Below are 24,126 nucleotides of genomic sequence, written 5' to 3' on the forward strand. Positions count from 1 at the left end.
TAATTCTTATGGCATTTACTCAGAGACTCTTTAGCAGCATCATCGCTGCTAGTCTTCTGCTTTTCTCAAGCGCTGTTTTGGCGCAATCCATTCAGTCAAGAAGTTCCCAGTCAGAAGTTTGGACTGGTAGCTATCAAGAGATGTTGCAGCGTGGTTTGATTCGTATTGCAGTTCCATATGACCGTACGGTGTATATGAATGACAAAGGTAGTCCAAGAGGATTGGCTCCCGAGATGGCCAAAGGGATTTCAAAGTGGCTCAATACGAAGTATGCTGGCCAGCAAAAAGCCAAGTCAATCGTTGTAAAGCTGATCCCAGTCAATAGTGCCAACTTATTAACATCGCTAACTGCGGGACAGGCGGATATGGCCATTGGTGATTTGGGTCTTTATGAGCCAGTTAAAAATTCTCGTGACTATATCCTTAATCACGGAACTAAATCTGTGCGAGAGGTATTAGTCTCTGGGCCAGATTCCCCGGCGATTAGTGGCCCCGATGATTTATCTGGCCAAACGGTATACGGTGGCCGCGATACTAATTTTCATGCCACCTTAAAAGAGCTTAATCAAAAACTGAAGCGCGAAGGCAAGCCTTTGGTAAACATTCTTTCTCCTGTGGGCACGCTAGATGGTGAAGATCTATTACAGATGGTGGATGCAGGATTAATTCCTTTTGTCATTATTAGTGACTGGAAGGCAAAGCTATGGGAGCCTACCTATAAGCGAATGGTTGTTCATGATGATATTTTTGCGCAAGATACCGGCTGGATTGGTTGGGCTGTCCGCTCATCAAACGCAGACTTTAATAATGATCTCAAAGGTTTTTATGAATCTAGTGCCTTTGATGGTGCGTTAAGTGCTTATCGGAATCAAGAATTCAAAGAACATATTCAGGGCCTGAAGGATCCGATTGAAAAATCAGCATGGGCACGCTTTGAGTCTATGCGCTCTTTATTCGATAAGTATGGCGCTGAGTACAAACTAGATCCATTGTTTGTTGCTGCACTGGGCTTTCAGGAGACTTTACTAAATCAAAACGCAGTTAGCAAAGTAGGGGCAATTGGAGTGATGCAGCTCATGCCGGCTACTGGAGCATCGCTTGGAGTGGGGGATATTCATCTACTAGAGCCCAATATTCATGCTGGGGCAGATTATATGAATCAGCTAATTACTAAATACTTTCCGGATGCGCAATTTGATAGTGATAACCGCGCCTTGTTTGCTATCGCCTCTTACAACATTGGTCCAAATAATGTTGCTAAAGCAAGAGACCAAGCAAAGCAGCTTGGCTTTAATCCAGACCAGTGGTTTAAAAATGTGGAGTTCATTGCTGCGCAGCGCATGGGTTACGAGCCAATGATTTATGTGCGCAATGTTTACAAATACTTCATTTCTTACGAGCTAAAACTCAACAAAATTCAAAGTATTCAGCCGTAATTTCATCTTTCTGTAAACGATGTCGGCAACAGTCTTCGCTAGATTGTTTCTTTTTAAGTCACTGAAATCATTGAATAAACCCAGAAATTCACTATTTTCTAGCATTTAGTTCGTATTAGTACTAAAATAGTTCTAATTAGTACTTTATGGGCATCTCATGAATTTTCTACCTGCTCTGCGAAATCTGGTTTCTGCATATCAAGCATTTGAGCGTTATTCCGCTCCGGATGTAAAGGCGATGGGATTAACCACAACACAGTTTGATGTGATTGCAACATTGGGTAATCAGCCACCAATGACTTGCAAGGAGTTGGGTGAAAAAACGTTAGTAACCAAGGGGACGCTCACTGGTGTATTGGAGCGTCTTGAAGCCAAGGGAATTTTGGAGCGGAAATTAAATCCTGAGGATGCACGTAGTCAAATGATTTGCCTGACAGAAAAAGGTCAAGCACTATTTGAAAAGGTATTTCCAGCACACCTTCAGCATTTAGAAAAAGCATTTTCAAAATTATCTGAAAAAGAGTTGGCAGAAGTGACTAAGTCTTTTCAGGCGATTAACCATATTTTTACAAATTAATCTTTAATAGGGGTAAGCATGTACTCATTTTCAAAACAACTAACACTTATTGCCAGAATTTTATTGGCAGCTATTTTTATTTCTGCCGGTTTCTCTAAGCTATTTGGCTTTGACGGAACGGTTGCTTATATCGCTTCAAAAGGGTTGCCTGCTCCGGCTGTACTTGCCGCCCTCACTACTGCACTTGAGATATTGGGTGGTGCTGCGATTGTGATTGGCTATAAGGCTCGTGTAGCCGGATTTTTATTAGGAGGATTTACCATCCTCGCAGCCTTTATTTTCCATAACTTCTGGGCCTTCCCACCTGAGCAGGTCTACCTACAGAATATTATGTTTATGAAGAATTTGAGTATGGCAGGCGGATTATTTTTCTTAACTGTGTTTGGGGCCGGAGGATATTCCCTAGATGCCAAACTCGAAAGCAAGTAATAACTTTTTAAAGGAGACTCTGATGAAAAAAATTGCAGTGGTATTTCATAGTGGCTATGGCCACACCGTAAAACAAGCTGAGGCAGTTGCAAAAGGCGCCAATGCTACATTGGTAGCAATTGATGCTGAAGGAAATTTGACGGATGCGCAGTGGGCAACCTTGAATGAAGCTGATGCAATCGTTTTTGGTTCACCAACTTATATGGGAACTGTAAGCTGGCAGTTTAAAAAGTTTGCTGATGCAAGTTCCAAACAGTGGTTTTCACAGCAATGGAAAGATAAAGTATTCGGCGGCTTTACGAATTCAGCCACGATGAATGGTGACAAGCATTCCACCTTGCATTATTTTTTCACCTTAGCCATGCAGCACAATGGCATATGGGTTGGAACTGGACTGATGCCCTCTAACTCAAAAGCCGCCAAACGCGATGACATTAACTACGTTGGCTCATCCGCGGGAGCGATGATGCAGACCCCATCAGACGCAAGTGCGGATGAGGTGAATGCGGGTGACTTAGAGACCGCAAGACTCTATGGACAGCGTATTGCAGAAATTACTAAGCGTTTGAATTGATCTAAGTAATTGATTTAATTGAGAAAACCACCTTTTGGTGGTTTTTTTATTCTCTCTAGACTCGGTTTATAATTTCATAAGTAATTGAATTGAAAGGGATTATTCCCTTAATTCCACTTTTTCTGGTTTGTGAGTGCCATTAGGTTCTCAGACAATACTTGGGGTGGTTTGAATCAAGCCATTGCCCTACATGACAGTCAATATATCTTCCTCCTCCAGTAACCCTGCTTTGACGCTTGAAGCACGAGCTCTTGCATGCGTGCGCGGTGAAAGAAGATTGTTTGAAGGACTCAACTTAACAGTCTCAAGTGGAGAATGTCTGCACGTACGTGGTGAGAATGGCGTTGGAAAAACTAGCTTGCTAAGACTGCTGACAGGTTTATCTAAACCAGAGGCTGGTGAGATTTTGTGGGGCGGCTTATCCATCAACAAGGATGCCTCTACCTATCATCGTGAGCTTCTATTTCTGGGGCATCGTGATGCCTTAAAGGAAGATCTCACTGCGCTGGAAAATTTAAAACTTTACGCTGCTCTAGATGATATTCATTTGCCGGATGAGAAAGCTTTGTCCGCTCTCTGGCGTTTTGGTTTGCGCGGGCGCGAACACTTGCAGGTCAGTTGCTTATCGGCAGGACAAAAACGACGCGTCTTGATGGCTCGTATGTTGACGCGCCAAGCAAGGCTGTGGATTTTGGATGAACCATTCAATGCTTTAGATGTCCATGCGGTGCAAGCTTTGCAAGGCCTTATTGCTGAGCACGTGGAGTTTGGCGGCCTGGTGGTATTGACTAGTCATCAAGAGGTAATGCTTCCTCATGTCAGGGTACTTGATCTATGAAAGCCTTGCTAGCGATCATCCGCCGCGATTTGTTGTTGGTTATGCGCCGCAAGAGTGAGGTGCTGACAGTCCTATTCTTTTTTGTCGTTGTGACGAGCTTATTTCCGTTGGGAATAGGTGCTGATGCTGCCTTGTTGCGCAAAATTGCACCTGGTGTTCTTTGGGTGGCAGCCTTGTTATCTACCTTGCTAGGCTTGCATCGAATGTTTGCGACCGACTATCAAGACGGGTCTTTAGAGCAGCTCGTTTTGTCACCTCAACCTTTGGCATTGTTTATAACTGGAAAAATTATTGCTCACTGGATTGTGTGTGGTCTACCACTGGTACTCTTAGCCCCGATTATTGGTATTCAGTTTGATTTGGATGCCGGCTCTTTATATGTGCTGATGGGTACTCTGCTATTGGGCACTCCAGTGCTATCCTTGTTGGGCTCAATAGGCGCTGCGTTGACCTTGGGAGTGAGGGGCGGTAGCGTGTTGTTGAGTTTGCTGATATTGCCTTTATTTATTCCGGTCCTTATTTTTGGTGCTGGCGCTGTATATGCCCATAGCGTTGGTTTAGATGCATCAGGTCATTTTTCGTTGCTGGGCGCATTATTAATTTTGGCATTAGCATTTGTTCCTTGGGTCAGCACTGCCGCTGTAAAGATTGCAATCGAATGAGTCAGATAAATCACTTTTCTAGCCACCGCTTGATTAACTGGTTTAAGTTATCAAGCCCCAGCACCTTTTATCCGGTAGCGGGTAAACTCATCCCATTTTTCTGGGTTTTAACGTTCCTATTTGGTGCCGTCGGTTTATGGGTTAGTTTTTTTGTTGCTCCAGTCGACGCTGTTCAAGGACAGGGCTATCGCATTATCTTTATCCATGTACCTGCTTCATGGATGTCGATGTTTATCTATTTGGTGATGGCTGCCTGGGCTGGGCTTGGACTTGTTTTTAATACCCGCTTGTCTGCCATGATGGCGCAGGCGCTTGCGCCAATAGGCGCCTGGATGGCATTTCTGTCTTTATGGACTGGTGCGTTTTGGGGCAAGCCAATGTGGGGTACCTGGTGGGTATGGGATGCACGGCTCACGTCAGAACTGATTCTATTGTTTCTCTATCTAGGTTTTATCGCTTTGCGAGCCTCTATTGATGATCCGCGTCGTGCTGATAAGGCTAGCGCCATCTTGGCTTTGGTGGGTGTAGTAAACGTGCCAATTATTTATTTTTCAGTGAAATGGTGGAATACCTTGCATCAAGGCGCATCTGTTTCATTAACCAAATCGCCTGCTATGGCACAAACCATGCTCTGGGGAATGCTATTGATGGCCTTGTGTTTCTGGATGTACACCATTGCAGTTACCTTAATGCGAGTGAGGGCAATCATTTTGGAGCGTGAAGCCCATGCAGATTGGGTGAGACAATCAATTGAGGTGAAATGCTGATGTGGAATAGTCCTTCCGAGTTTTTTGCTATGGGTGGCTATGCACTTTATGTGTGGAGCAGTTTTGGCATTTGTGCCTTGGTTTTGATATTGGAGCCTTTATTTGTTCGGGCTCGCTTTAAGGCGGTTGTGCGTAGGTTAAAGCAACAGCAAATGGCAGAACAGTTTGATAAAGAGATTAGTAAGTGAAGCCTAGATATAAACGCGCATTGATTATTGTTGCCGCACTACTAGCAATTGGAGTTGCTGCGATGTTGATCTTGAATGCACTCAACAGCAATATCGCTTTATATGTCACACCAAGTGAGGTTGCAGCTGGTAAAGCGCCAAAGGGCCAGGCTTTTAGGATCGGCGGTATGGTGAAGGATGGTTCAGTAAAGCGTGATGGTCTCACTGTCCACTTTGAGATTACTGACCTTGCTAAAGATATCCCAGTTGCCTATACCGGCATCCTCCCTGATTTATTTAAAGAGGGTAAAGGTGCAGTAATTCAAGGTCGCATGAACGCAAATGGTGAATTTATTGCTAGCGAAGTTCTCGCAAAGCATGATGAGAATTACATGCCTCCTGAAGCTAAGCATGCCTTAGATCAGGCGCAAAAAAACGGAAGTGCTAAATGATTCCAGAGTTTGGGCATTACGCATTAGTTTTAGCGCTGTGCATTTCTCTCATACAAGGGTTTTTGCCTTTGGTGGGCGCCCACTTTGGCCGCCGTGACTGGTTGGTTCTGGCAAGGCCTACCGCCCAAACCGTTTTCTTGTTGTTGGCAATCGCTTTCGGAATATTGGCGTGGAGTTTTTACAGTAACGATTTTTCTGTGCTCTATGTTGCTCAGCATTCCAATTCGCAAATGCCGGTGATTTATCGATTGGGTGCGGTGTGGGGTGGGCATGAAGGATCACTGTTGTTGTGGATTTTCTTATTAGCAACATGGACTATCTTGGTGGCACAACTTTCAAAGGCCTTGGATGATTTCATGGTGGCCAGAGTAATTGGTGTTTTAGGATTGGTCACTAGTGGTTTACTGTTATTTGTATTAACAACCTCAAATCCTTTTGAGCGTTTGTTGCCGGCCGCCCAAGATGGTCGATCTTTAAATCCACTTTTGCAAGATCCTGGTTTGGTATTCCATCCGCCAATGTTGTATATGGGCTATGTAGGTTTCTCAGTAGCTTTTGCCTTTGCAATTGCTTCTCTGCTGTCGGGTAGATTAGATGCTGCATGGGCGCGTTGGTCACGACCATGGACAACAGCCGCTTGGGTTTTCTTGACTCTCGGTATTGCACTGGGCTCTTGGTGGGCTTACTACGAGTTAGGTTGGGGCGGTTGGTGGTTCTGGGATCCCGTTGAGAATGCTTCATTTATCCCTTGGCTTGTGGGGACTGCTTTGTTGCATTCATTAGCTGTGACTGAAAAGCGTGGTGGTTTCAAAAGTTGGACTGTGCTGCTGGCAATTACTGCATTTTCCTTGTCCTTGCTCGGAACCTTCTTAGTTCGATCTGGTGTATTGACCTCAGTGCATGCATTTGCAACTGATCCAAGACGCGGTATTTTTATTCTGATCTTTTTGTCGTTAGTTGTTGGGTCGTCTCTAGCGCTCTACGCTTGGCGTGCACCGAAGAGTTCAATGGGTGGTAAATTTAATTTGAGCTCTAGAGAAACATTCATCTTGCTTGGAAATGTATTTTTAGTTGTTTCAGCTGGATCTGTTTTGTTAGGCACACTCTATCCTTTGTTGATAGATGCTTTGCATCTTGGCAAGATTTCTGTAGGACCTCCTTATTTCAATAGTGTTTTTGTTCCCATCATGGTTCCTCTATTAGTGTTGATGGGTATAGGACCTTGGGCAAGCTGGAAGCAAAGTAACTTACTCAGCATCATTAAGCGCTTATGGCTTGCGGGCGTGGTAGCTTTAGTTGCGGGATTTGTAATTCCGTTAATCATGGGGCAATTTACTTGGCTTGCTGGCATGGGCTTCATGTTGGCTTTTTGGGTAATTGCATCAGGCTGCATGCAAATTGCTCGCCAAGCAAAGGCGGGGAAACCTACTCGCTCTTTCATTGGTATGCAGGTAGCCCATTTAGGTATTGCGGTATTTGTTATTGGCGTCACGATGGTGGGTGCATACCAAGAAGAAAAAGATGTGCGCATGTCAGCTGGCGATACGGTGACGGTTGGTGGTTATCAAATTCAATTGCAGGGTGTTAACGCTGCTCGTGGTCCAAATTACCAAGCAATGCGCGGTACATTCTTATTATCAAAAGATGGTGGCTCACAGACCAGTCTCTATCCTGAAAAGAGAAGCTATTTCTCATCCTCAATGCCAATGACCGAAGCGGCTATTGACGCAGGCCTGACCCGCGATATTTATGTATCTTTAGGTGAGGAGTTGGGTGATCAGTCTTGGGCTGTACGTGTTTACTACAAACCTTTTGTTGATTGGATCTGGGGCGGTTGCTTGTTGATGGCTTTAGGTGGAGTTTTAGCGATGTCCGATAAGCGTTATCGAATGAAATTAAAGAACAAGCTCAAATGAAAGCAAAATTTTTAATTCCACTTGTTTTATTTGTAGGTTTGGTAGTTTTTTTAGCTATTGGCCTGAATCGCGATCCACATGAAGTGCCATCGCCATTAATCAATAAAGCTGCTCCAGCATTTGAGGTTCCTCAATTGGCTGAACCTAATAAAACATTTTCACCAGAAAGTATGAAGGGTCAAGTGTGGGTCCTAAACGTTTGGGCATCATGGTGCGTGGCTTGTCGTGAAGAGCACCCAGTATTAGTAGAGCTTGCCAAATCTCAAATGGCCCCAGTGATTGGTTTGGACTACAAAGACAAGCGTGAAGATGCGCTGGCAATGTTGGTAAAACAAGGCAATCCCTACGTACTTTCTGCTTTTGATGGCAATGGCCGCGTTGGTATTGATTACGGAGTCTATGGGGTTCCTGAGACCTACATTATTGATAAAGCGGGCGTAATTCGCTATAAGCATATTGGTCCATTGACCATGAATTTATTAAACCAAAAAATTTACCCTAAGCTGAACGAGCTTAAAAAATGATGAAGCAGATATTTCTAGCTACATTGATTGCGGTAACTCTAGGTAGTGCATCTGCTAAGGATGCCGTGCCCCTTGCGGATGATCCGGTAACAGAGCAGCGCTTGATTAGTATTTCAGAGGAAATGCGCTGCTTGGTATGTCAGAACGAATCTTTAGCGGGCTCGCGCTCTGATTTAGCAAATGATTTACGCCGTGAAATTCGAACCCTGATTGGTGAAGGTAAGTCTGATGATCAAATTCGTTCGTTTATGGTCGAGCGTTACGGCGATTTTGTACTCTACCGCCCACCAGTTAAGCCAGTTACCTGGCTACTTTGGATTGGCCCATTCGTCATTCTAGGTATCGGTATTGCGGGTCTGTTAATGTATCTACGCCGTCGTAACAGTAGCGTTCCCAATATTGTTCTGACTGATGCAGACAATCAAAAAATTGATGCATTACTCAATGCGACCGATAAGAAAAAAGGATGAATTTAGTGACTAGCTTTTTGATTCCTGCCTTTCTACTCTTGGTTCTGGTATTGGCGCTAGTACTGCGCCCTTTTATATTTCCAGCAAAAAGCGCAGCAACATCACGTCGTCAGATGAACGCGGTCATCTATCGAGAAGAGCTTGATAAACTGCAGGCGGAGCATGAGGCCGGCGTAGTTAGTTCTGTTGACTATGAAATTGCCCATGCTGAAATGCGGCAACGTCTTTTTCAAGACATAATCGTAGAAGATGATCATGAGGTTGCGGGTTCTACGAAAAAGACTGCTATTGGCTTGTGTATTTTTATTGTCGTACTTTCATCAGGACTCTATTTTTCATTGGGGGATGTGGTCCGTGTAGCGCAAAAAAAATCTGAGACACCAGTTACTCAAGAGGGCGTTGAAAAAATGGTGGCTGAATTTGCCATCAAGATGGAAAAAGATCCTAGTAACTTGAAGGGTTGGGCGATGTTGGCTCGCTCTTATCGCATCTTGGGCCGCAATGAGGATGCTGCTAAGGCATATGCCCGTGCTGGCGACTTTATTAACTCTGATCCTCAATTATTGGCCGACTATGCAGATGTATTGGCAACTAACGCCGACGGTAACTTTACTGGTAAGCCTTTGCAGTTAATTAATCAGGCTTTAAAGCTTGATCCCGATAATTTGATGGCACTGTGGCTTTCGGGTACTGCAGCGTATAACTCTGGCAATTACAAGGCGGCTGTACAGACTTGGGAGAAATTAGCAAAACAGATACCAGCGGACACCGATGAAGCGCGTGCTATCCAAGGATCGATTGCTGAAGCTCGCTCTAAGGGTGGACTTTCTTCACAAGCTCCTACTTCAGTAGCGGGCAAATTGATTAGCGGCAAGATTGAATTATCGCCAGACCTGAAGTCTAAGATTAAGTCGGGCGATATTTTGATGGTTATTGCTCGAAAGCCTGGTGAGCGTATGCCGGTAGCGGTCTTAAAAGTAGTCGCTAGTGATTTCCCAATGAGCTTTACCTTGAGTGATTCTTTAGCAATGAATCCAAGCGCACCGCTCTCTCAATTATCTGAGGCAAGTATCGAAGTACGCATCTCCAAAACTGGAATGGCTAAACCAGAAACTGGAGACTTAATCTCATCAGCCCAGACGGTTAAAGTTGGTGCAAGTAATGTTCGCCTGCTGATCGATGAAGTGCGTCAATAGTCCAAAAGACTGTTTTAGCCCCTGCCTACAAATGGCATGTTGGTGGCCATAATCGTCATCGATAGAATATTGCTTTCTAGTGGGAGTTGGGCCATATGAAGTACAGCTTCTCCAACGTGATCAACATCCATGCGCGGCTCAACTTTGATGGATTGATCGGCTTGCATAATGCCGGCAGCCATGCGTTCAGTCATTTCGGTTGCGGCATTGCCGATATCAATTTGACCGCAAGCAATATTAAATGGACGTCCATCTAGAGCAATCGTTTTAGTTAACCCGCTGATCGCATGTTTTGTTGCGGTGTATGGCGCAGACATCGGACGTGGCGCATGAGCAGAGATAGAGCCATTATTAATAATTCTGCCGCCTTGGGGAGATTGCGCTTTCATCATGCGAATAGCCTCCTGTGAGCATAGGAATGCACCACAAAGATTGGCATTCACAACATTCATCCACTGTTCGTAGCTGAGGTCCTCCATGGGAATGGCGGGGGCGCCCATGCCAGCGTTATTAAATAAAACATCTATGCGCCCAAACCGATTGCTTAGTGCGGTAAATAACTTTTTGACCTCATCAGGTTTGCCAACATCACAAGATACGGAAAAGCAGTTACTTTCATCACCGCCAATATCAGCAATAGCTTTCTCTAATTTATCAAGATTGCGTCCTGTCAGAACGACTTGATAACCCCCTTTGAGTAGAGCCTTGGCCGCTGCCTTCCCGATCCCAGTTCCTGCGCCTGTCACTAGGGCTACCTTGATATTTGCTGAATTCATAATGGTCTTTAGGGCTTCTAAAAAGCATCATCTTATCTTGATTTAGGTGATTGGATTTGAAAGCTTTTCCTTATGCCATGGTCGGGGCATAATGCAAAAAACATGAAGAGACTTTAATGAATTTCATCAAAAGACAGATCTATAACCCCTTGGCTCTAGCAGTCGCCTTTTTTACACTTTTAATTATCCTTTTTGGTGTGCTTTGGATCTTAATTCCGCCACCGCCGAAATCGATTGAAATAGCTACGGGATTTCCGACTGGCCTGTATTACCAGTTTGGTGAGCGCCTTAAAGCAGACTTATCTAAAGAAGGCGTCAATCTTAAGGTTCGCTCAACTGGAGGAACATTGGATAACCTAGCGCTGCTAAAGGATCCTAAATCGGGGGTCGATTTTGCGATGGTTCAGGGAGGCGTTGAAAACGTCAGCGATTATCCTAATTTAGTTTCTATAGCAGGTATGTTTTATGAGCCTATTTGGGTTTGGTATCGCGAAGGAGCCTTTAAAAGCGAGGGTGGTCAACTAAAGATTTTGAGTCAGCTAAAGGGAAAAAATGTTTCCATTGGTAATGAAGGTAGTGGTACCTTAGCTCTCGCTAAGGATCTATTGCAGACTAGCAGTATTACCGATAAAGAAATTGGCGCTCAGAGACTAAAGCCCGATGAAGCTATTGCCAAATTAAGCAGTGGTGAATTAGATGCGGTATTTATTGTGGCGGCAGCTGAGGCCCCAATCCTGAGGAAGTTTTACTCCATCCCAGGGATTCGTTTGATGAACTTTGATCAGGCCGATGCTTATACCCGTAATCTCACCTATTTATCTAAAGTGACAGTGCCCAGAGGGTTGTTAAGTATTCAGTATGATCAGCCGCGTCAAGATATTCAAGTCATGGCTGCAACTGCCACGCTAGTTGCGCATGAGGATATAAATCCAGCATTGGTTTCCTTGGTTCTTGGGGCTTCATACGATATTTTGAAATCGTATTCGCGCTTACAAAAAGTAGGCGAGTTTCCATCAAGTGCTGGATTGGACTTTCCTCTGCATGTAGACGCAGAGATTTATTTAAAAGATGGACCCTCATTCCTGCATCGTCACCTTCCTTTTTGGACTGCAGTTTGGGCGGGTCGTTTTGTCAAAATTGTGATTCCATTATTGGTAATTTTGATTCCGTTATTTACTTACATCCCATCAGCTAAGAATTTCTTCTTGCGACTAAAGTTAGCTCAGGTATACGAAGAGCTTAAGGTGATTGAAAGAAATGCTCAAAACCCTGAGCTTAGGGAAAAGAACTTCAAAGATCTTGAGGCTATTGAAAAGCGGGTTGGCAATATTAAGGTGTCTATGCTGGATGCAAAAGAGCTGTATGACCTTAAAGGGCATGTCGGCGAAGTGCGCGGGCGCTTAAATCTAGTTCATTAAGATCAAATGCTGGATAACAGGTCAAACCCGAATGTATTAACTGCCCTAAAATAAGAGGATGACTATTGCCGGCCTTGCGCCTCCACTGACCCCCCTTAAGCAGATTGACCAAGCCTTGCGTGATGATGGCTTTGCGGTTGTGTCTGCTGAGACTGTCGCTCAATTTAGTCGTGTTGATCTAGCTAATCTCCAGAGTCTTGCAAAGTTTTGGGGGGATTTACCACGTGATCCATACTTAAAAGATGGTGGCCGATATCGTTTTCGTCGCCATGCCAGTTATGAAATTAAGGGAGATAAATTAACCCTGGTTCCGCATCGAGCGCACTGGCAATCACTTGATTACAACGCGCTTCACGGCGGCATTGAGCGTTGGTTTGAGCCCGTTCAGAGAGAATTATTAGGTAATCCTGCTTGGCAATCGGTATTGCTGGGGCTTGCACATATTTTGAATGGCTTAAAACAAGTCAATACTTGGTTTGTTGAAGCACATCAATTTCGGATTGATACAACTGATGGTATCGGTCGTCCGACGCCCGAGGGCGCTCATCGTGATGGCGTAGATTTCGTAGCAGTCTTCTTGTTGGATCGTTCAGGTATCAAGGGTGGTGAGACGAGAATATTTGATGCTTCTGGTTCTGCTGGTCTACGCTTCACTCTCACACAGCCTTGGTCTTTGCTATTAATGAATGATCAACGCATGATCCACGAATCAACACCCATTCAGCCATTAGCGGATTATGGATACCGAGATACATTAGTCTTAACCTACCGCTCTAACGGTTTCCAAGACTCTCCTAATCGCAGCCAGCAATAAGCAATAACTTACTCTGGTTGCATTCCTGCTTCTTTAATTGCTTTAGCCCACTTAGCGGTTTCAAGTTTAATTTTTTGGCCGAGCGCCTCAGGCGTACCGGGTTGAGTTTCAAAACCATTGGCAGAAAGTCTTTCAACTAAATCTTTTGATTTGGCGGCATTATTTATAGCCTGATTGAGTTTGAAGATGGCATCTTTGGGCATACCAGCTGGTCCAAATGCTGCAAAGAAGGCAATAAGCTCATAGCCTTTGATGCCCAGGGCTTCATTTACAGTAGGCAATTCTGGAATCACGGGCGAGCGCCTCAAAGAAGTCACTGCGAGACCCCGAATTTTTCCTGACTGTACTTGAGGTAATGAGACCCCAAAGTCGGATGTAAACATGTTGACCTGACCACCGATTAAATCTGTCATGGCATTGGGTCCGCTTTTATAAGACACTCCAGTCATCTGGATGTCGGCAAAGCTTGCAAGCATTTCCGAGGAAACCCGTTGCGATGTACTGGCATAAGCAAAAGTCATTTTTCCAGGGTTGGCTTTAGCAAGCGAGACAAATCCATTCAGCGATTTTGCCGGCACGTCGTTATTAATTGCAATAATGAGTGGTGCTGATCCAAAATATCCAATCGGAGTAAAAGCAGTGTCTTGGTTGTACGGTAAATTTTTGACTAAGCTTTTAAGCGCAGCATTGGTGCTATTGGTCCCAATCAGAATGGTGTAGCCATCTGCCGTTGCCTTAGCTACAAAATCTGCGCCAATCAAACCATTGGCTCCGGGTTTATTTTCGATAACAACCGGTTGACCCAGGGTCTCTGACATCTTGGCTGCAAACGCACGTCCAATTTGATCTGTTGTGCTTCCTGGGGCAAAGGGAACAATTGCCTTAATGGGTTTGGATGGGTAGGTATCGGCAATTGCTAAAGGGCTATTAAGTCCAATAAATAGGCAGGCGCCTATTTGCAGGAGTCTGACGGTTAGTGACTTGGTATTCATATTGCCTCCATCTTGTTTTTTATTAGTGTAGCGGGTCAATCTTGATCTGGGCGAGTAGAATGAGTTCACGTTTATACTGACTATTTATGCGCTTACGATCAGCTGGTTATACCCCTCTCATGCTCTTGGCACAAACCTGTGCCTTATTGGGCTTTGCTTGCTATGCAGTAGTGCTAACTGCTCTTCAAGAGGAATGGCACCTTAGTAATTTGCAATCAGGCTTAATCGCTAGCGCTTTTTTCTTTGGCTACATGCTGGCAGTTCCATTGGCAACTGCGTTGACCGATCGGGTTGATGCACGCAAGGTTTACTTGGTGGGCGGTCTTACTGCGACTTGTGGGCTCCTGGGTATGGGTCTATTGGCATATAACTTTTGGACGGCACTATTGTTTATGGCATTAAATGGGGCTGGCCTTGCTGGAACCTATATGCCGGGCCTCAAAATATTGTCAGATCGGATTCAGTCTGGAGAATTAACGCGACACATTGCTTTTTACACAGCCTTCTTTGGGATTGGCACAGGGTTTTCTTATTTATGTTCCGGTTGGATTTTGAGTGTGCTAGGTTGGCATTATGTATTTAGTTTGATTGCGTTAGGACCATTGGCTGCATTTTTGATTGTCTTGATATTTATTCCAGCATTGCAGCATGACAAGTGGCAGGGGCCAATCAATATACGTCTGCGCGATATCTTCCCGGTGGATAAGTGGAAACTGGTTTTACAAGACAAAAATGCTTCTGGCTTTATTTTTGGCTATACCGCTCATACATTAGAGCTTTTTGCCTCTAGAAGTTGGATTGTTGCATTCTTCGCATTTTGTGCGGTGGCATCAGGAGAATCCTTTTTTCTAGCGGCTACGACCTTGGCTGGAGTGATTAATTTCTTTGGTGTGCCTGCATCTATATTGGGTAATGAAATTGCTTTAAAAGTAGGGCGTCAAAAATGGGTTTGTATTGTGATGCTAACTAGTGCTGTATTAGGTATTGCATTCGCTTGTTCAACAGGGCAATCGTGGTGGTTGATTGTTGCTCTCGCTATTGGACATGCTATTTTCATCATGGCAGATTCATCAACTCTTACCGCAGGTTTAGTCATCAGTGCGCAAGAAAATATTAAGGGCGCAGCTATGGGTTTGCACTCGCTCATGGGATTTGGCGGCGGTTTATTGGGCCCCGCAATATTTGGTTTTGTGTTGGATGTATCAGGCTCACGTTCTTCTCAAGCAGCTTGGGTTTGGGCTTACGTTGCTGTGGTGATATGGGGCGTGTTGTTTGTAATTTATGAGCGTCGAAGAGGTTGGGGTAGTGCAGCGCGTGTATGAGTAATTAAATGAATAAATCGAATTCTTTAGTTTGCTATCACTGCTCAAGCCAGATTCTTCCGGGTGATTTAATCGAAGCAGAATTAGGTAGTGAGACTAGATCATTTTGCTGTCCAGGTTGCATGGCAATTGCGCAAACCATTCACGGTGAGGGCTTAGAGGTTTTCTATGCCAGGCGTTCACAGGCTGGTGATAAGCCGGCAGCCTATCTTGCAAGTAATGAAATTCCAGAAAAACTAAAGCCTTATGATGATCCATCTTTGCGTGGTCGCTTTACTCGACCATCCGGAGAAGAAGATGACTTAGAGACCACTCTGCGCTTAGAAAAAATTCGTTGCGCAGCCTGTGTATGGCTATGTGAACAGCATTTGCGTCGTAACGCAGGTGTTCAGGATGTGCAAATTAACTATGTCACCCAAAAGGTGATGGTACGTTTTTCGCCTATCAAAACAAGTTTAGCGCGATTGCTATTTGAAATTGAGCGCATTGGATATGAGGCTTGGCCTTTCGAACCATCCTTATCGCTTGATAGGGAAAAAGTTGAGAGACGTAAATTGCTCATGCGCCTTGGTGTTGCGATGCTCGGTATGATGCAAGTCATGATGTATGCATGGCCAACCTATACTGGTGCCGACATAACTCCTGAGTTTGAGTTGTTGATGGGTTGGGCAAGCTGGGCTCTCACTGTCCCCGTCATTGTTTATTCGGCTGGGCCGATATTTCAATCTTCCTGGCAGAGTTTGCGGTCAGTCAATCAGACGCACATGCTTGGGATGGATGTTCCTATAGCCTTGGCCTTAGGTTTAGCTTTTATCGCGGGCACTATTAATTTAGTAATGGGGTCTGGTAAAAGCTATTTTGATTCCATCACGATGTTCGTAGCATTTATCTTGGCCGCCAGGTATGTTGAATTATTGGCTAGGCAAGACGCACAGGGTGGGGCGGAGGCCTTAGCAAAGCAATTACCTGCCACCTGTGAGCGTGCAATAAATTATCCTGCATCACAAGATATTGAAGTTGTGCCGGTAGTCAATTGCAATCCGGGTGAAGTATTGCGAGTATCTCCTGGAGAAGTAGTTCCTGCGGATGGCGTCTTAATTGAAAATATAAGCGCATTAGATGAATCGTTGCTAACCGGTGAATCTAAGCCGGTAGAGAAAAAAATTGGTGATCGCGTATATGCAGGAACACACAATATTCTCAATCCATTGTTTATGCGTATTGAGGCAGTGGGGCAATCAACTCGAATTGCAGGTATTGCGGCACTGTTAGATCAGGCTTTACTTGCAAAGCCAGTGATGGTGAGTCTTGCAGAAAAGTGGACGGCATATTTTGTTAGCTTTTTATTGCTAAGTGCATTTGCTTCCTCGGCGATTTGGCTTTACTTTGATCCTAGCCGCGCATGGACAGTTTTAGTTTCAGTTCTTGTTGCTAGTTGCCCTTGTGCCTTATCACTAGCAGTACCTACTGCCATGGCAGCAGCTCAAGGCGCTGTAACTAAATTAGGCTTGCTGATCGTACGTGGGCACGTGATGGAGGGCTTGGTAAAAGCAACTGATTTAGTGCTGGATAAAACCGGCACCTTAACAATGGGCCAGCCAGAGCTTCAAGAAATCATCAATCTTCGTCCAGGTTATCGCCGCGAGGATGCATTAGCACTAGCAGCAGCGTTAGAAGCAGGGCAAAGACATCCACTAGCACTTTCTTTGTTGCGTGCTGCAGAAGGTGAAGAACTCAAGCTGCCTTTATTAAATGAGCCGGTCATTAATCTTTTAGGTAGAGGACTTAGTTCCGGTTCCTATCGTTTGGGAAGTGCATTATGGTTGGGTGTGGAGCTGGGCGCCCAACAAGGGCAATATGGTCAGGTGCATTTAGCTGATGAACAGGGTTTGATCGCCAGCTTTGTTTTCTTGGATACGCCAAGGGTGGGACTGGAGCAATTCCTAAAAGTAGTGAAGTCTAGGAATATTGCAGTTCATTTAGTTTCTGGAGACGATCGTGAGACAGTTGCTTGGTGGGCGCACCATGTTGGTATAGAACACTATCAAGGTGGCTGCACTCCCGAGGATAAATATGATTACATTGAGCGCTTACAAAAAGATGGGCGTTTTATATGGGCTATTGGCGATGGTGTAAACGATGCACCTTTGCTTGCGCGGGCAGATATCTCTATAGCTGTTGGGGCGGGTGCACCATTGGCTGCGGCTGGTGCTGATGCCATTCTTACTGCCACCTCATTGGAGCCTTTAGCAAAAACATTGTTGCTAGCAGACAAAACCCAAACCATTATTAAAGAGAATTTATTGTGGGCTCTGATCTATAACCTACTTGCCATTCCGGCTGCAATGATGGGTTGGGTCAATCCTTGGGTCGCAGGGATCGGCATGTCACTCTCCTCGCTTGCTGTGACATTAAATGCCTGGCGTTTGCGAAAGGCTTAGACTATAGGAATGGAAAGTCTCTATCTCTTAGTCCCACTGTCGCTAGTCCTCATCGGGCTATTGGTTTGGATTTTGAACTGGTCGATCAAGAGTGGTCAGTTTGATGATTTAGACGGTCCAGGCGAGGCGATTTTGATGGATGACGATACTCCAAAGACTAAATAAGTTAGTGATTACTATCAAATAAAGTCATGCGTTTACTGAGATTTGGAAAATAAGCCATTTTCTTTCTCCCTCTCCTGAATTTGCCCCACCCTTTTTGATATAGATCAAACCCCCTTAGTGGCCTTACTTTGATAATCGATCCAGTCTATTTGGATTATGTCGCTGTTTGGTCACAAAAAAGGAGAAACCATGGGACTTACCGTGGGGAGTAATCAAGATACCTTCAATTACAAGGTTGTCAGCCAATTTGCCATTGTTACTGTGCTCTGGGGAATTGTTGGCATGCTCGTGGGAGTTATTCTCGCAGCACAGCTCATCTGGCCTGAAATCACTTTTAATATCCCCTGGTTGAGTTACGGTCGTTTACGTCCACTCCATACCAATGCGGTCATTTTTGCTTTTGGTGGATCGGCGTTATTCGCAACCTCTTATTACATCGTTCAACGCACAAGCCAAGCGCGCTTATTTTGTGACAAGTTAGCGGCATTTACTTTTTGGGGTTGGCAGGCAGTAATTGTTTTGGCTGCCGTGACATTGCCATTAGGTATTTCAACCTCAAAAGAGTATGCCGAGCTTGAGTGGCCAATTGATATCTTGATCACCTTAGTTTGGGTGGCTTATGCAGTGGTGTTCTTCGGCACCATCATGAAGCGCAAGACGAAACATATTTATGTATCTAACTGGTTCTTCGGGGCTTACATTCTGACGATCGCTATTTTGCATATTTTCAATAACTTGGAAATGCCTGCGACATTGTGGAAGTCATATTCAGCATATGCTGGTGTACAAGATGCGATGGTGCAGTGGTGGTATGGTCACAATGCGGTAGGCTTCTTCTTGACTACTAGCTTCTTGGGCATGATGTACTACTTCATTCCTAAGCAAGCGGAGCGCCCAATTTATTCCTATCGTTTGTCCATTGTTCACTTCTGGGCTTTGAACTTTACTTACATGTGGGCTGGCCCTCATCATTTGCAACATACCTCTTTGCCTGACTGGACCCAGTCTCTTGGCACAGTATTCTCTTTAATCTTGTTGGCGCCATCTTGGGGTGGCATGATCAACGGAATTATGACTTTGTCAGGCGCCTGGTACAAACTCCGTCGTGACCCTATTCTGAAATTCTTAGTTGTAGCTTTGTCCTTCTACGGCATGTCCACCTTTGAAGGTTCCATGATGTCGATTAAGACTGTAAATAGCTTGTCTCATTACACGGACTGGACTATTGGTCACGTGCATTCCGGCGCTTTAGGCTGGGTTGCCATGATTACGATTGGTTCTCTCTACTATTTGATTCCACGTTTGGTTGGTCAAAAAGAGATGTATAGCACTAAGTGGATCGAGTTGCATTTCTGGATTGCCACTATCGGTGTTGTTTTGTACATTGCCGCTATGTGGATTGCAGGTGTAATGCAAGGTTTGATGTGGAGAGCATTTGAGCCAGATGGAACATTGACATATAGCTTCGTTGAGTCCGTTAAAGCGACCTATCCTTTCTACATGATTCGTTTGTTGGGCGGTTTGTGTTACCTCGGCGGCATGTTCTTGATGGCATTCAACGTCTTCAAAACTGTACAAGGTAAAACTTTTGTAAATGCGCCTATTCCAATGGCCGTTGCTGAATACTAAAAGGAGAAGAAAATGTCTAGCGAAAATAAATTCTTTTCCCACGGAACGCTTGAGAAAAACGTTGGTTGGTTGATTATTGCCACGATCATTGTGGTATCGATTGCAGGCTTGGTGCAAATCGTACCTCTCTTTTTCCAACACACCACAACTGAGCCAAGCCCTGGCGTAGAGCCATATACAGCTTTGCGCTTAGCGGGACGTGATATCTATCAACGCGAAGGTTGTGTTGGTTGCCATTCACAACAGATTCGTACTTTGCGTTCTGAAGTTGAGCGTTATGGTCCTTATTCTTTGGCTGGTGAATCCGTCTTTGATCATCCATTCTTATGGGGTAGTAAACGAACTGGACCGGATTTGGCGCGTGTAGGTGCGCGCTACTCTGATGATTGGCATCGCATTCACTTGCGCAATCCACGCGATGTAGTTCCTGAGTCCAATATGCCTGGATATCCTTGGTTACAAAAAAATGCTGCAAACGCTTCCACAATTCAATCTCACATGATTGCGATGACTCGCCTGGGTGTCCCTTATACCGAGGAAATGATTGCTAATGCGCCTAAAGAGCTAGAAGGTAAAACTGAAGAGGATGCATTGATTGCTTATCTTCAGGGCTTGGGCGTAAATCGTAGATACATCGTTGTTGATGAAGTGGTGGCCAAGTAAAGGCTGGGATTTTAATTAGAACGATATAAATCAAATGGAACAGATCACACCTTACCTCTCGGCTTTTTCTACGGTAATTGGACTTATTTTCTTTGTAGGAATTGTTTGGTGGGCATGGTCTCCTGGCAGGAAAGAAGCAAACCAGGAATCAGCAGAACTTCCATTTGATCTTCCGGATGAATTCAGTAAGGATAAATCATGAGTGACTTTTTTAGCAGCGGTTGGAGTAGCTACATCGCCCTAGTTTCATTAGTGGGTATTGTTTGGTGTGTTTGGCTATTATTTTCACAGCGTAAAGCTAAAGTAGTGCATACGGCTGATGGCGCAGTCGCTGATACAGGCCACGTCTGGGATGGGGACTTACGCGAGCTAAATAATCCGCTCCCACGCTGGTGGATGTGGATGTTCTTACTATCCTGCGTGTTTGGATTGGTGTATTTAGTTTTATTCCCTGGTCTCGGCTCGTTTCCGGGTGTACTCGGCTACAGCACTGACGGATCTCTTATGAAGTCCATGACGACTGCAAATGATGAGTTAAAGCCTGTATATGCCAAATATGTCACTATGGATATTGAGCAAGTAGCTGCGGATCCAAAAGCGCGTGAAATGGGTCAACGCTTGTTCTTGAACTCTTGCGCACAATGTCATGGCTCAGATGCTGGCGGCGCTAAAGGCTTCCCCAATTTGACTGATGGCGACTGGCTCTATGGCGGCTCACCAGAAAATATCAAGACAACTCTTATTAATGGCCGTGCAGGTGTAATGCCTCCATTTCCACAATTGGATAGTAAGCAAATTGTTGATGTTGCTAACTATGTTCGTAGCCTCTCTGGCTTGCCAGCTGATGATCTCAAAGCAGCGCGTGGTGCCGAAGTGTTTAAAGCAAACTGTGCAGCTTGTCATGGTCCCGACGGCAAAGGTAACATTGCTTTAGGTGCACCAAACCTTACTGATAAGACATGGCTGTATGGTGGTTCAGAAGCAACGATTGTTGAGACTGTAACTAAAGGTCGCATGGCAATGATGCCTGCTCAAGATAAAGTCTTGAGTCCTGAGAAAATTCATTTATTAACTGCATATGTATGGGGTTTATCTAACAATAAACAACCAGCAGCAGCTAAATAAGAAAAGTATTTAGTGGCAGTTCTTCCGCCGGGTGGAAAACCTATTCCGATAGAAGTAATTGAGGAGTCTCTTTACGAGGTCCGGCGAAAGATCTACCCACGTTCAGTATCTGGGCTGTTTGCCCGGTGGCGTTTCATACTGGTCTTTGCAACCCAATTATTATTTTATGGCTTGCCATGGGTTAGCTGGAACGGTCGCCAGGCGGTTCTCTTTGATTTAATTCAGCGTAAGTTTTATATCTTCGGCATTGTTTTGTGGCCGCAAGATGTCATCTATCTCACACTCTTATTAATTCTTTCAGCTTTAGCACTCTTCCTCTTTACTGCCATTGCTGGCCGATTATTTTGTGGATATGCTTGTCCGCAAACGGTATATACCGAGATCTTCATGTGGATCGAACGCAAGGTAGAAGGAGATCGCTTTGCTCGCATTCGTTTAGATGGTGAGGAGTGGCCTTGGGGTTTTAGAAAGTGGCGCCTCAAGATTACCAAGCATTTCCTTTGGTTATTGATAGCGTTCTGGACTGGCTTTACCTTTATTGGTTATTTCACACCTATTACCACCTTAGGCTCTGCATTAATCCATTTGTCTTTGGGCCCTTGGCAGACTTTCTGGTTATGTTTTTATGCTTTTGCTACTTGGGGTAACGCAGGTTTTATGCGTGAGCAAGTATGTAAATATATGTGCCCATATGCACGCTTCCAAAGTGTGATGGTAGATAAAGACACTTTCTTAGTGACATATGACAAAGTGCGTGGCGAACCAAGAGGCAGTCGTAGTAAGTCTGCTGACCATGCTTCATTGGGTTTGGGCGACTGCGTTGACTGCAGTATCTGTGTTCAAGTTTGTCCTACTGGCATTGATATTCGTGATGGCTTGCAATACATGTGCATTGGCTGCGGTGCTTGTATTGATGCATGCGATCAGGTAATGGAAAAAGTTGATTATCCAAAAGGATTGATTCGTTATACGACTGAACGAGCAATCGAGGATCGCGAATCAAATCAAAGCGCCATTCGCCATATCATGCGCCCACGCGTCTTGATCTACACTGCTTTTATTACTGTGCTTACGTCTGCCTTCCTAGTCTCTCTGGCTACTCGCAATCCATTGAGGGTAGATGTGATGCGTGACCGCGGGGCTTTAGCGCGCGAGGTTGAAGGTGTGCGAATTGAAAATATTTACCGCATTCAGATCATGAATGCATCAGAAAATAATATGAACGTGCAGGTGAAAGCGCTTGGCTTAGATGGCTTGAAGATTCTTAATTCTCAAGGCCAGGTTGTTACTGAAATTGAGGTTGCGCCTGCAAGCAATTTATTGATGCCAATTAAGGTGAGTACTGAGACTGGCGTCAACCAGCCAGGTAATTACCCAATTCATTTTGATGTGATTGCCCACGAGATGTCTGGTAATGAGATGATTACCAGAACCCGTGATGAGAAATCCACTTTTATTATTCCCCGTTAAGCTAAGAGCAATGGAGAGGATGCATATGACAGAACAGCAAATCACTAAACCATGGTTTAAGCAATTGTGGCCATGGTTATTAATCAGCGGCCCTGCGGTGGCAATGATTGGCTGCATTATCACTATTTATCTGGCAATCAACTATCAAGCTGATAAGCCATTGCGTGATGGTGTTGTTAAGCGCGGTTTAAAGGTCGAGCAGCAGATAAAAGATGTGCAGGTTCAAAAATGAAGTACCGCTTGCTGATCTGGATTTTGTGGCCTTCTTTTTTGGTGGCTGGCATGGCAGAGGGCTTGTTGTTCACCATAGTGCACCCACAGGAATTGCTATTTTTTGGCCATCACCCTGACATCTCTGATGAGGGTATTTACACCATTGGATTTTTTGCTATTTGGACCTTTTGCGCTGCATCTAGTGCGCTTACGGCTTACATCCTGCCTGGTATTGAGTCACCAGACACCAAAGAAGTGGATCGCGGCTTAATTTAAACCTGTTTGATTGGGATTTCTGGGTTTGCACAGCCCTGGCGATCTGGGTTTGGAATGCCCGCCAGTTCGTATAGACCATTCATATCAATTAGCTTGATGTGACGTTGTTTGATTTGAATCAGACCAGATTCAGCAAAGCGTGAGAGCATACGGCTGACCGTTTCAATCTGAATGCCAAGATAGCTGCCGATGTCATTACGACTCATGCGTAAATCAAATTCATTATTCAGATAGCCGCGCGCCGCTAAGCGTTGAGAGAGACTTAATAAAAATGCAGCCAATCTTTCTTCTGCGCGCATTGTGCCAAGAGAAAGTAGATGGCGTTGGTCTTGAGTCAGCTCGCGACTCATGATCTTGTGAAACTGATTTTGCAATACTGGAATTTGACGTGCTAAATCTTCAAAGGCTTCGTAGCGAATAATGCAGACTTCGCTTTCTTCCAGAGCGATTGCATCTGATTGATAGTGGCCTTCCCCAATGCCATCTAAACCTAAGATTTCACCTGGAAGGTGAAATCCAATGACTTGCTGGCGACCATCTTGGAGGCAAAATTCAGTTTTGAGAGTGCCAAAGCGGACGCTATATACGGAGCTGAGAGGATCGCCGTGGCGATATAAGCTTTCCCCTTTTTGCAGGTGAACACGTTCTTTAACCAGACTGTCAATTTTTGAGACTTCGCTGCTGTTTAGACCAACCGGCAGGCAAAATTGACCCAGTACGCATACAGAGCATTTGCTAGTTGGGGTATCGGTAGGCTTGTAATTCATATTGGAACTAATTATGCAGTCAGTTTATTCTATATGGGTAGTGAATC

General features: G+C 44.7%; 28 protein-coding genes. 25 read left to right on the forward strand and 3 right to left on the reverse strand.

Features of this window, described 5'->3' with window-relative positions; all coding sequences use genetic code 11:
* Window positions 1–8 precede the first annotated feature (8 nt).
* From ICE93_RS04910 to ccmI, 13 genes are all read left to right on the forward strand, one after another.
* Window positions 9–1,436 (forward strand): transglycosylase SLT domain-containing protein, encoded by a 1,428-nt coding sequence (locus ICE93_RS04910; protein WP_216186127.1) that lies wholly within the window; start codon window positions 9–11, stop codon window positions 1,434–1,436.
* A gap of 157 nt (window positions 1,437–1,593) precedes the next feature.
* Window positions 1,594–2,013 (forward strand): MarR family winged helix-turn-helix transcriptional regulator, encoded by a 420-nt coding sequence (locus ICE93_RS04915; protein WP_216186129.1) that lies wholly within the window; start codon window positions 1,594–1,596, stop codon window positions 2,011–2,013.
* Between the two features lie 18 nt (window positions 2,014–2,031).
* On the forward strand, window positions 2,032–2,442 hold the full coding sequence (locus ICE93_RS04920; protein ID WP_216186131.1) for a DoxX family protein: 411 nt from the start codon (window positions 2,032–2,034) through the stop codon (window positions 2,440–2,442).
* A gap of 22 nt (window positions 2,443–2,464) precedes the next feature.
* Window positions 2,465–3,016 carry a flavodoxin family protein gene (locus ICE93_RS04925; protein WP_216186133.1) on the forward strand — a complete coding sequence of 184 codons (552 nt, stop codon included), beginning with the start codon at window positions 2,465–2,467 and terminating at the stop codon, window positions 3,014–3,016.
* A 190-nt stretch (window positions 3,017–3,206) separates the two neighbouring features.
* Window positions 3,207–3,854: a cytochrome c biogenesis heme-transporting ATPase CcmA gene (gene ccmA, locus ICE93_RS04930; protein ID WP_216186135.1), complete on the forward strand. Its 648-nt coding sequence runs from the start codon at window positions 3,207–3,209 to the stop codon at window positions 3,852–3,854.
* The gene (gene ccmB / locus ICE93_RS04935) at window positions 3,851–4,516 is read left to right on the forward strand and encodes a heme exporter protein CcmB (RefSeq protein ID WP_216186136.1); all 666 of its coding nucleotides are present in this window, start codon (window positions 3,851–3,853) and stop codon (window positions 4,514–4,516) included. The genes ccmA and ccmB overlap by 4 nt, the downstream gene beginning before the upstream one ends.
* Entirely contained in the window at window positions 4,513–5,283 is a 771-nt protein-coding gene (locus tag ICE93_RS04940; RefSeq protein WP_216186137.1) for a heme ABC transporter permease, read from the forward strand. Before ccmB ends, ICE93_RS04940 begins: the two co-directional genes overlap by 4 nt.
* Entirely contained in the window at window positions 5,277–5,471 is a 195-nt protein-coding gene (ccmD, locus tag ICE93_RS04945) for a heme exporter protein CcmD (protein WP_255554498.1), read from the forward strand. Before ICE93_RS04940 ends, ccmD begins: the two co-directional genes overlap by 7 nt.
* Window positions 5,468–5,902: a cytochrome c maturation protein CcmE gene (gene ccmE / locus ICE93_RS04950; protein ID WP_216186139.1), complete on the forward strand. Its 435-nt coding sequence runs from the start codon at window positions 5,468–5,470 to the stop codon at window positions 5,900–5,902. Before ccmD ends, ccmE begins: the two co-directional genes overlap by 4 nt.
* Entirely contained in the window at window positions 5,899–7,818 is a 1,920-nt protein-coding gene (locus ICE93_RS04955; RefSeq protein ID WP_216186141.1) for a heme lyase CcmF/NrfE family subunit, read from the forward strand. The genes ccmE and ICE93_RS04955 overlap by 4 nt, the downstream gene beginning before the upstream one ends.
* Window positions 7,815–8,342: a DsbE family thiol:disulfide interchange protein gene (locus ICE93_RS04960; protein ID WP_216186143.1), complete on the forward strand. Its 528-nt coding sequence runs from the start codon at window positions 7,815–7,817 to the stop codon at window positions 8,340–8,342. Before ICE93_RS04955 ends, ICE93_RS04960 begins: the two co-directional genes overlap by 4 nt.
* On the forward strand, window positions 8,339–8,812 hold the full coding sequence (locus ICE93_RS04965) for a cytochrome c-type biogenesis protein (protein ID WP_216186145.1): 474 nt from the start codon (window positions 8,339–8,341) through the stop codon (window positions 8,810–8,812). Before ICE93_RS04960 ends, ICE93_RS04965 begins: the two co-directional genes overlap by 4 nt.
* Window positions 8,809–10,008, forward strand: a complete 1,200-nt coding sequence (gene ccmI, locus ICE93_RS04970) for a c-type cytochrome biogenesis protein CcmI (RefSeq protein WP_216186147.1) — start codon at window positions 8,809–8,811, stop codon at window positions 10,006–10,008. Before ICE93_RS04965 ends, ccmI begins: the two co-directional genes overlap by 4 nt.
* Window positions 10,009–10,022: 14 nt before the next feature.
* Here ccmI and ICE93_RS04975 read toward each other — a convergent pair whose 3' ends face one another.
* On the reverse strand, window positions 10,023–10,784 hold the full coding sequence (locus ICE93_RS04975) for an SDR family oxidoreductase (protein WP_216186149.1): 762 nt from the start codon (window positions 10,782–10,784) through the stop codon (window positions 10,023–10,025).
* A gap of 116 nt (window positions 10,785–10,900) precedes the next feature.
* Between ICE93_RS04975 and ICE93_RS04980 the strand changes: the two genes are divergently transcribed.
* The gene (locus ICE93_RS04980; protein ID WP_216186151.1) at window positions 10,901–12,202 is read left to right on the forward strand and encodes a TAXI family TRAP transporter solute-binding subunit; all 1,302 of its coding nucleotides are present in this window, start codon (window positions 10,901–10,903) and stop codon (window positions 12,200–12,202) included.
* A 58-nt stretch (window positions 12,203–12,260) separates the two neighbouring features.
* A complete protein-coding gene (locus ICE93_RS04985; RefSeq protein ID WP_216186153.1) occupies window positions 12,261–13,016 on the forward strand; it encodes a 2OG-Fe dioxygenase family protein in 756 nt (251 codons plus the stop codon).
* An 8-nt stretch (window positions 13,017–13,024) separates the two neighbouring features.
* Here ICE93_RS04985 and ICE93_RS04990 read toward each other — a convergent pair whose 3' ends face one another.
* Window positions 13,025–14,008: a tripartite tricarboxylate transporter substrate binding protein gene (locus ICE93_RS04990; protein ID WP_216186155.1), complete on the reverse strand. Its 984-nt coding sequence runs from the start codon at window positions 14,006–14,008 to the stop codon at window positions 13,025–13,027.
* Between the two features lie 86 nt (window positions 14,009–14,094).
* On the opposite strand from ICE93_RS04990, the gene ICE93_RS04995 reads away from it, so the two are divergent.
* From ICE93_RS04995 to ICE93_RS05040, 10 genes are all read left to right on the forward strand, one after another.
* Window positions 14,095–15,330, forward strand: coding sequence for an MFS transporter (locus ICE93_RS04995; protein ID WP_216186157.1), 1,236 nt, complete (start codon window positions 14,095–14,097; stop codon window positions 15,328–15,330).
* Window positions 15,331–15,338: 8 nt separating this feature from the next.
* Window positions 15,339–17,771, forward strand: coding sequence for a heavy metal translocating P-type ATPase (locus tag ICE93_RS05000; RefSeq protein ID WP_216186159.1), 2,433 nt, complete (start codon window positions 15,339–15,341; stop codon window positions 17,769–17,771).
* A gap of 9 nt (window positions 17,772–17,780) precedes the next feature.
* Window positions 17,781–17,936, forward strand: coding sequence for a cbb3-type cytochrome oxidase assembly protein CcoS (gene ccoS / locus ICE93_RS05005; RefSeq protein ID WP_216186161.1), 156 nt, complete (start codon window positions 17,781–17,783; stop codon window positions 17,934–17,936).
* Window positions 17,937–18,125: 189 nt separating this feature from the next.
* On the forward strand, window positions 18,126–19,565 hold the full coding sequence (ccoN, locus tag ICE93_RS05010) for a cytochrome-c oxidase, cbb3-type subunit I (protein WP_216186162.1): 1,440 nt from the start codon (window positions 18,126–18,128) through the stop codon (window positions 19,563–19,565).
* A gap of 12 nt (window positions 19,566–19,577) precedes the next feature.
* Window positions 19,578–20,228, forward strand: coding sequence for a cytochrome-c oxidase, cbb3-type subunit II (ccoO, locus tag ICE93_RS05015; RefSeq protein ID WP_216186165.1), 651 nt, complete (start codon window positions 19,578–19,580; stop codon window positions 20,226–20,228).
* A 34-nt stretch (window positions 20,229–20,262) separates the two neighbouring features.
* A complete protein-coding gene (locus ICE93_RS05020; protein ID WP_068324448.1) occupies window positions 20,263–20,430 on the forward strand; it encodes a CcoQ/FixQ family Cbb3-type cytochrome c oxidase assembly chaperone in 168 nt (55 codons plus the stop codon).
* Window positions 20,427–21,353, forward strand: a complete 927-nt coding sequence (ccoP, locus tag ICE93_RS05025) for a cytochrome-c oxidase, cbb3-type subunit III (RefSeq protein WP_216186167.1) — start codon at window positions 20,427–20,429, stop codon at window positions 21,351–21,353. Before ICE93_RS05020 ends, ccoP begins: the two co-directional genes overlap by 4 nt.
* Before the next feature lie 12 nt (window positions 21,354–21,365).
* The gene (gene ccoG / locus ICE93_RS05030) at window positions 21,366–22,823 is read left to right on the forward strand and encodes a cytochrome c oxidase accessory protein CcoG (RefSeq protein ID WP_216186169.1); all 1,458 of its coding nucleotides are present in this window, start codon (window positions 21,366–21,368) and stop codon (window positions 22,821–22,823) included.
* 25 nt (window positions 22,824–22,848) lie between these two features.
* Entirely contained in the window at window positions 22,849–23,055 is a 207-nt protein-coding gene (locus tag ICE93_RS05035; RefSeq protein ID WP_216186171.1) for a FixH family protein, read from the forward strand.
* Complete coding sequence (locus ICE93_RS05040; protein ID WP_216186173.1) at window positions 23,052–23,312, forward strand: hypothetical protein; 261 nt, start codon at window positions 23,052–23,054, stop codon at window positions 23,310–23,312. Before ICE93_RS05035 ends, ICE93_RS05040 begins: the two co-directional genes overlap by 4 nt.
* Here the strand turns inward: ICE93_RS05040 and fnr are convergent.
* On the reverse strand, window positions 23,309–24,079 hold the full coding sequence (fnr, locus tag ICE93_RS05045) for a fumarate/nitrate reduction transcriptional regulator Fnr (protein WP_216186175.1): 771 nt from the start codon (window positions 24,077–24,079) through the stop codon (window positions 23,309–23,311). The two genes, ICE93_RS05040 and fnr, sit on opposite strands and share 4 nt — an antisense overlap.
* Window positions 24,080–24,126 lie beyond the last annotated feature (47 nt).

Source organism: Polynucleobacter sp. MWH-HuK1 (assembly GCF_018881815.1).
Lineage (GTDB): Bacteria > Pseudomonadota > Gammaproteobacteria > Burkholderiales > Burkholderiaceae > Polynucleobacter.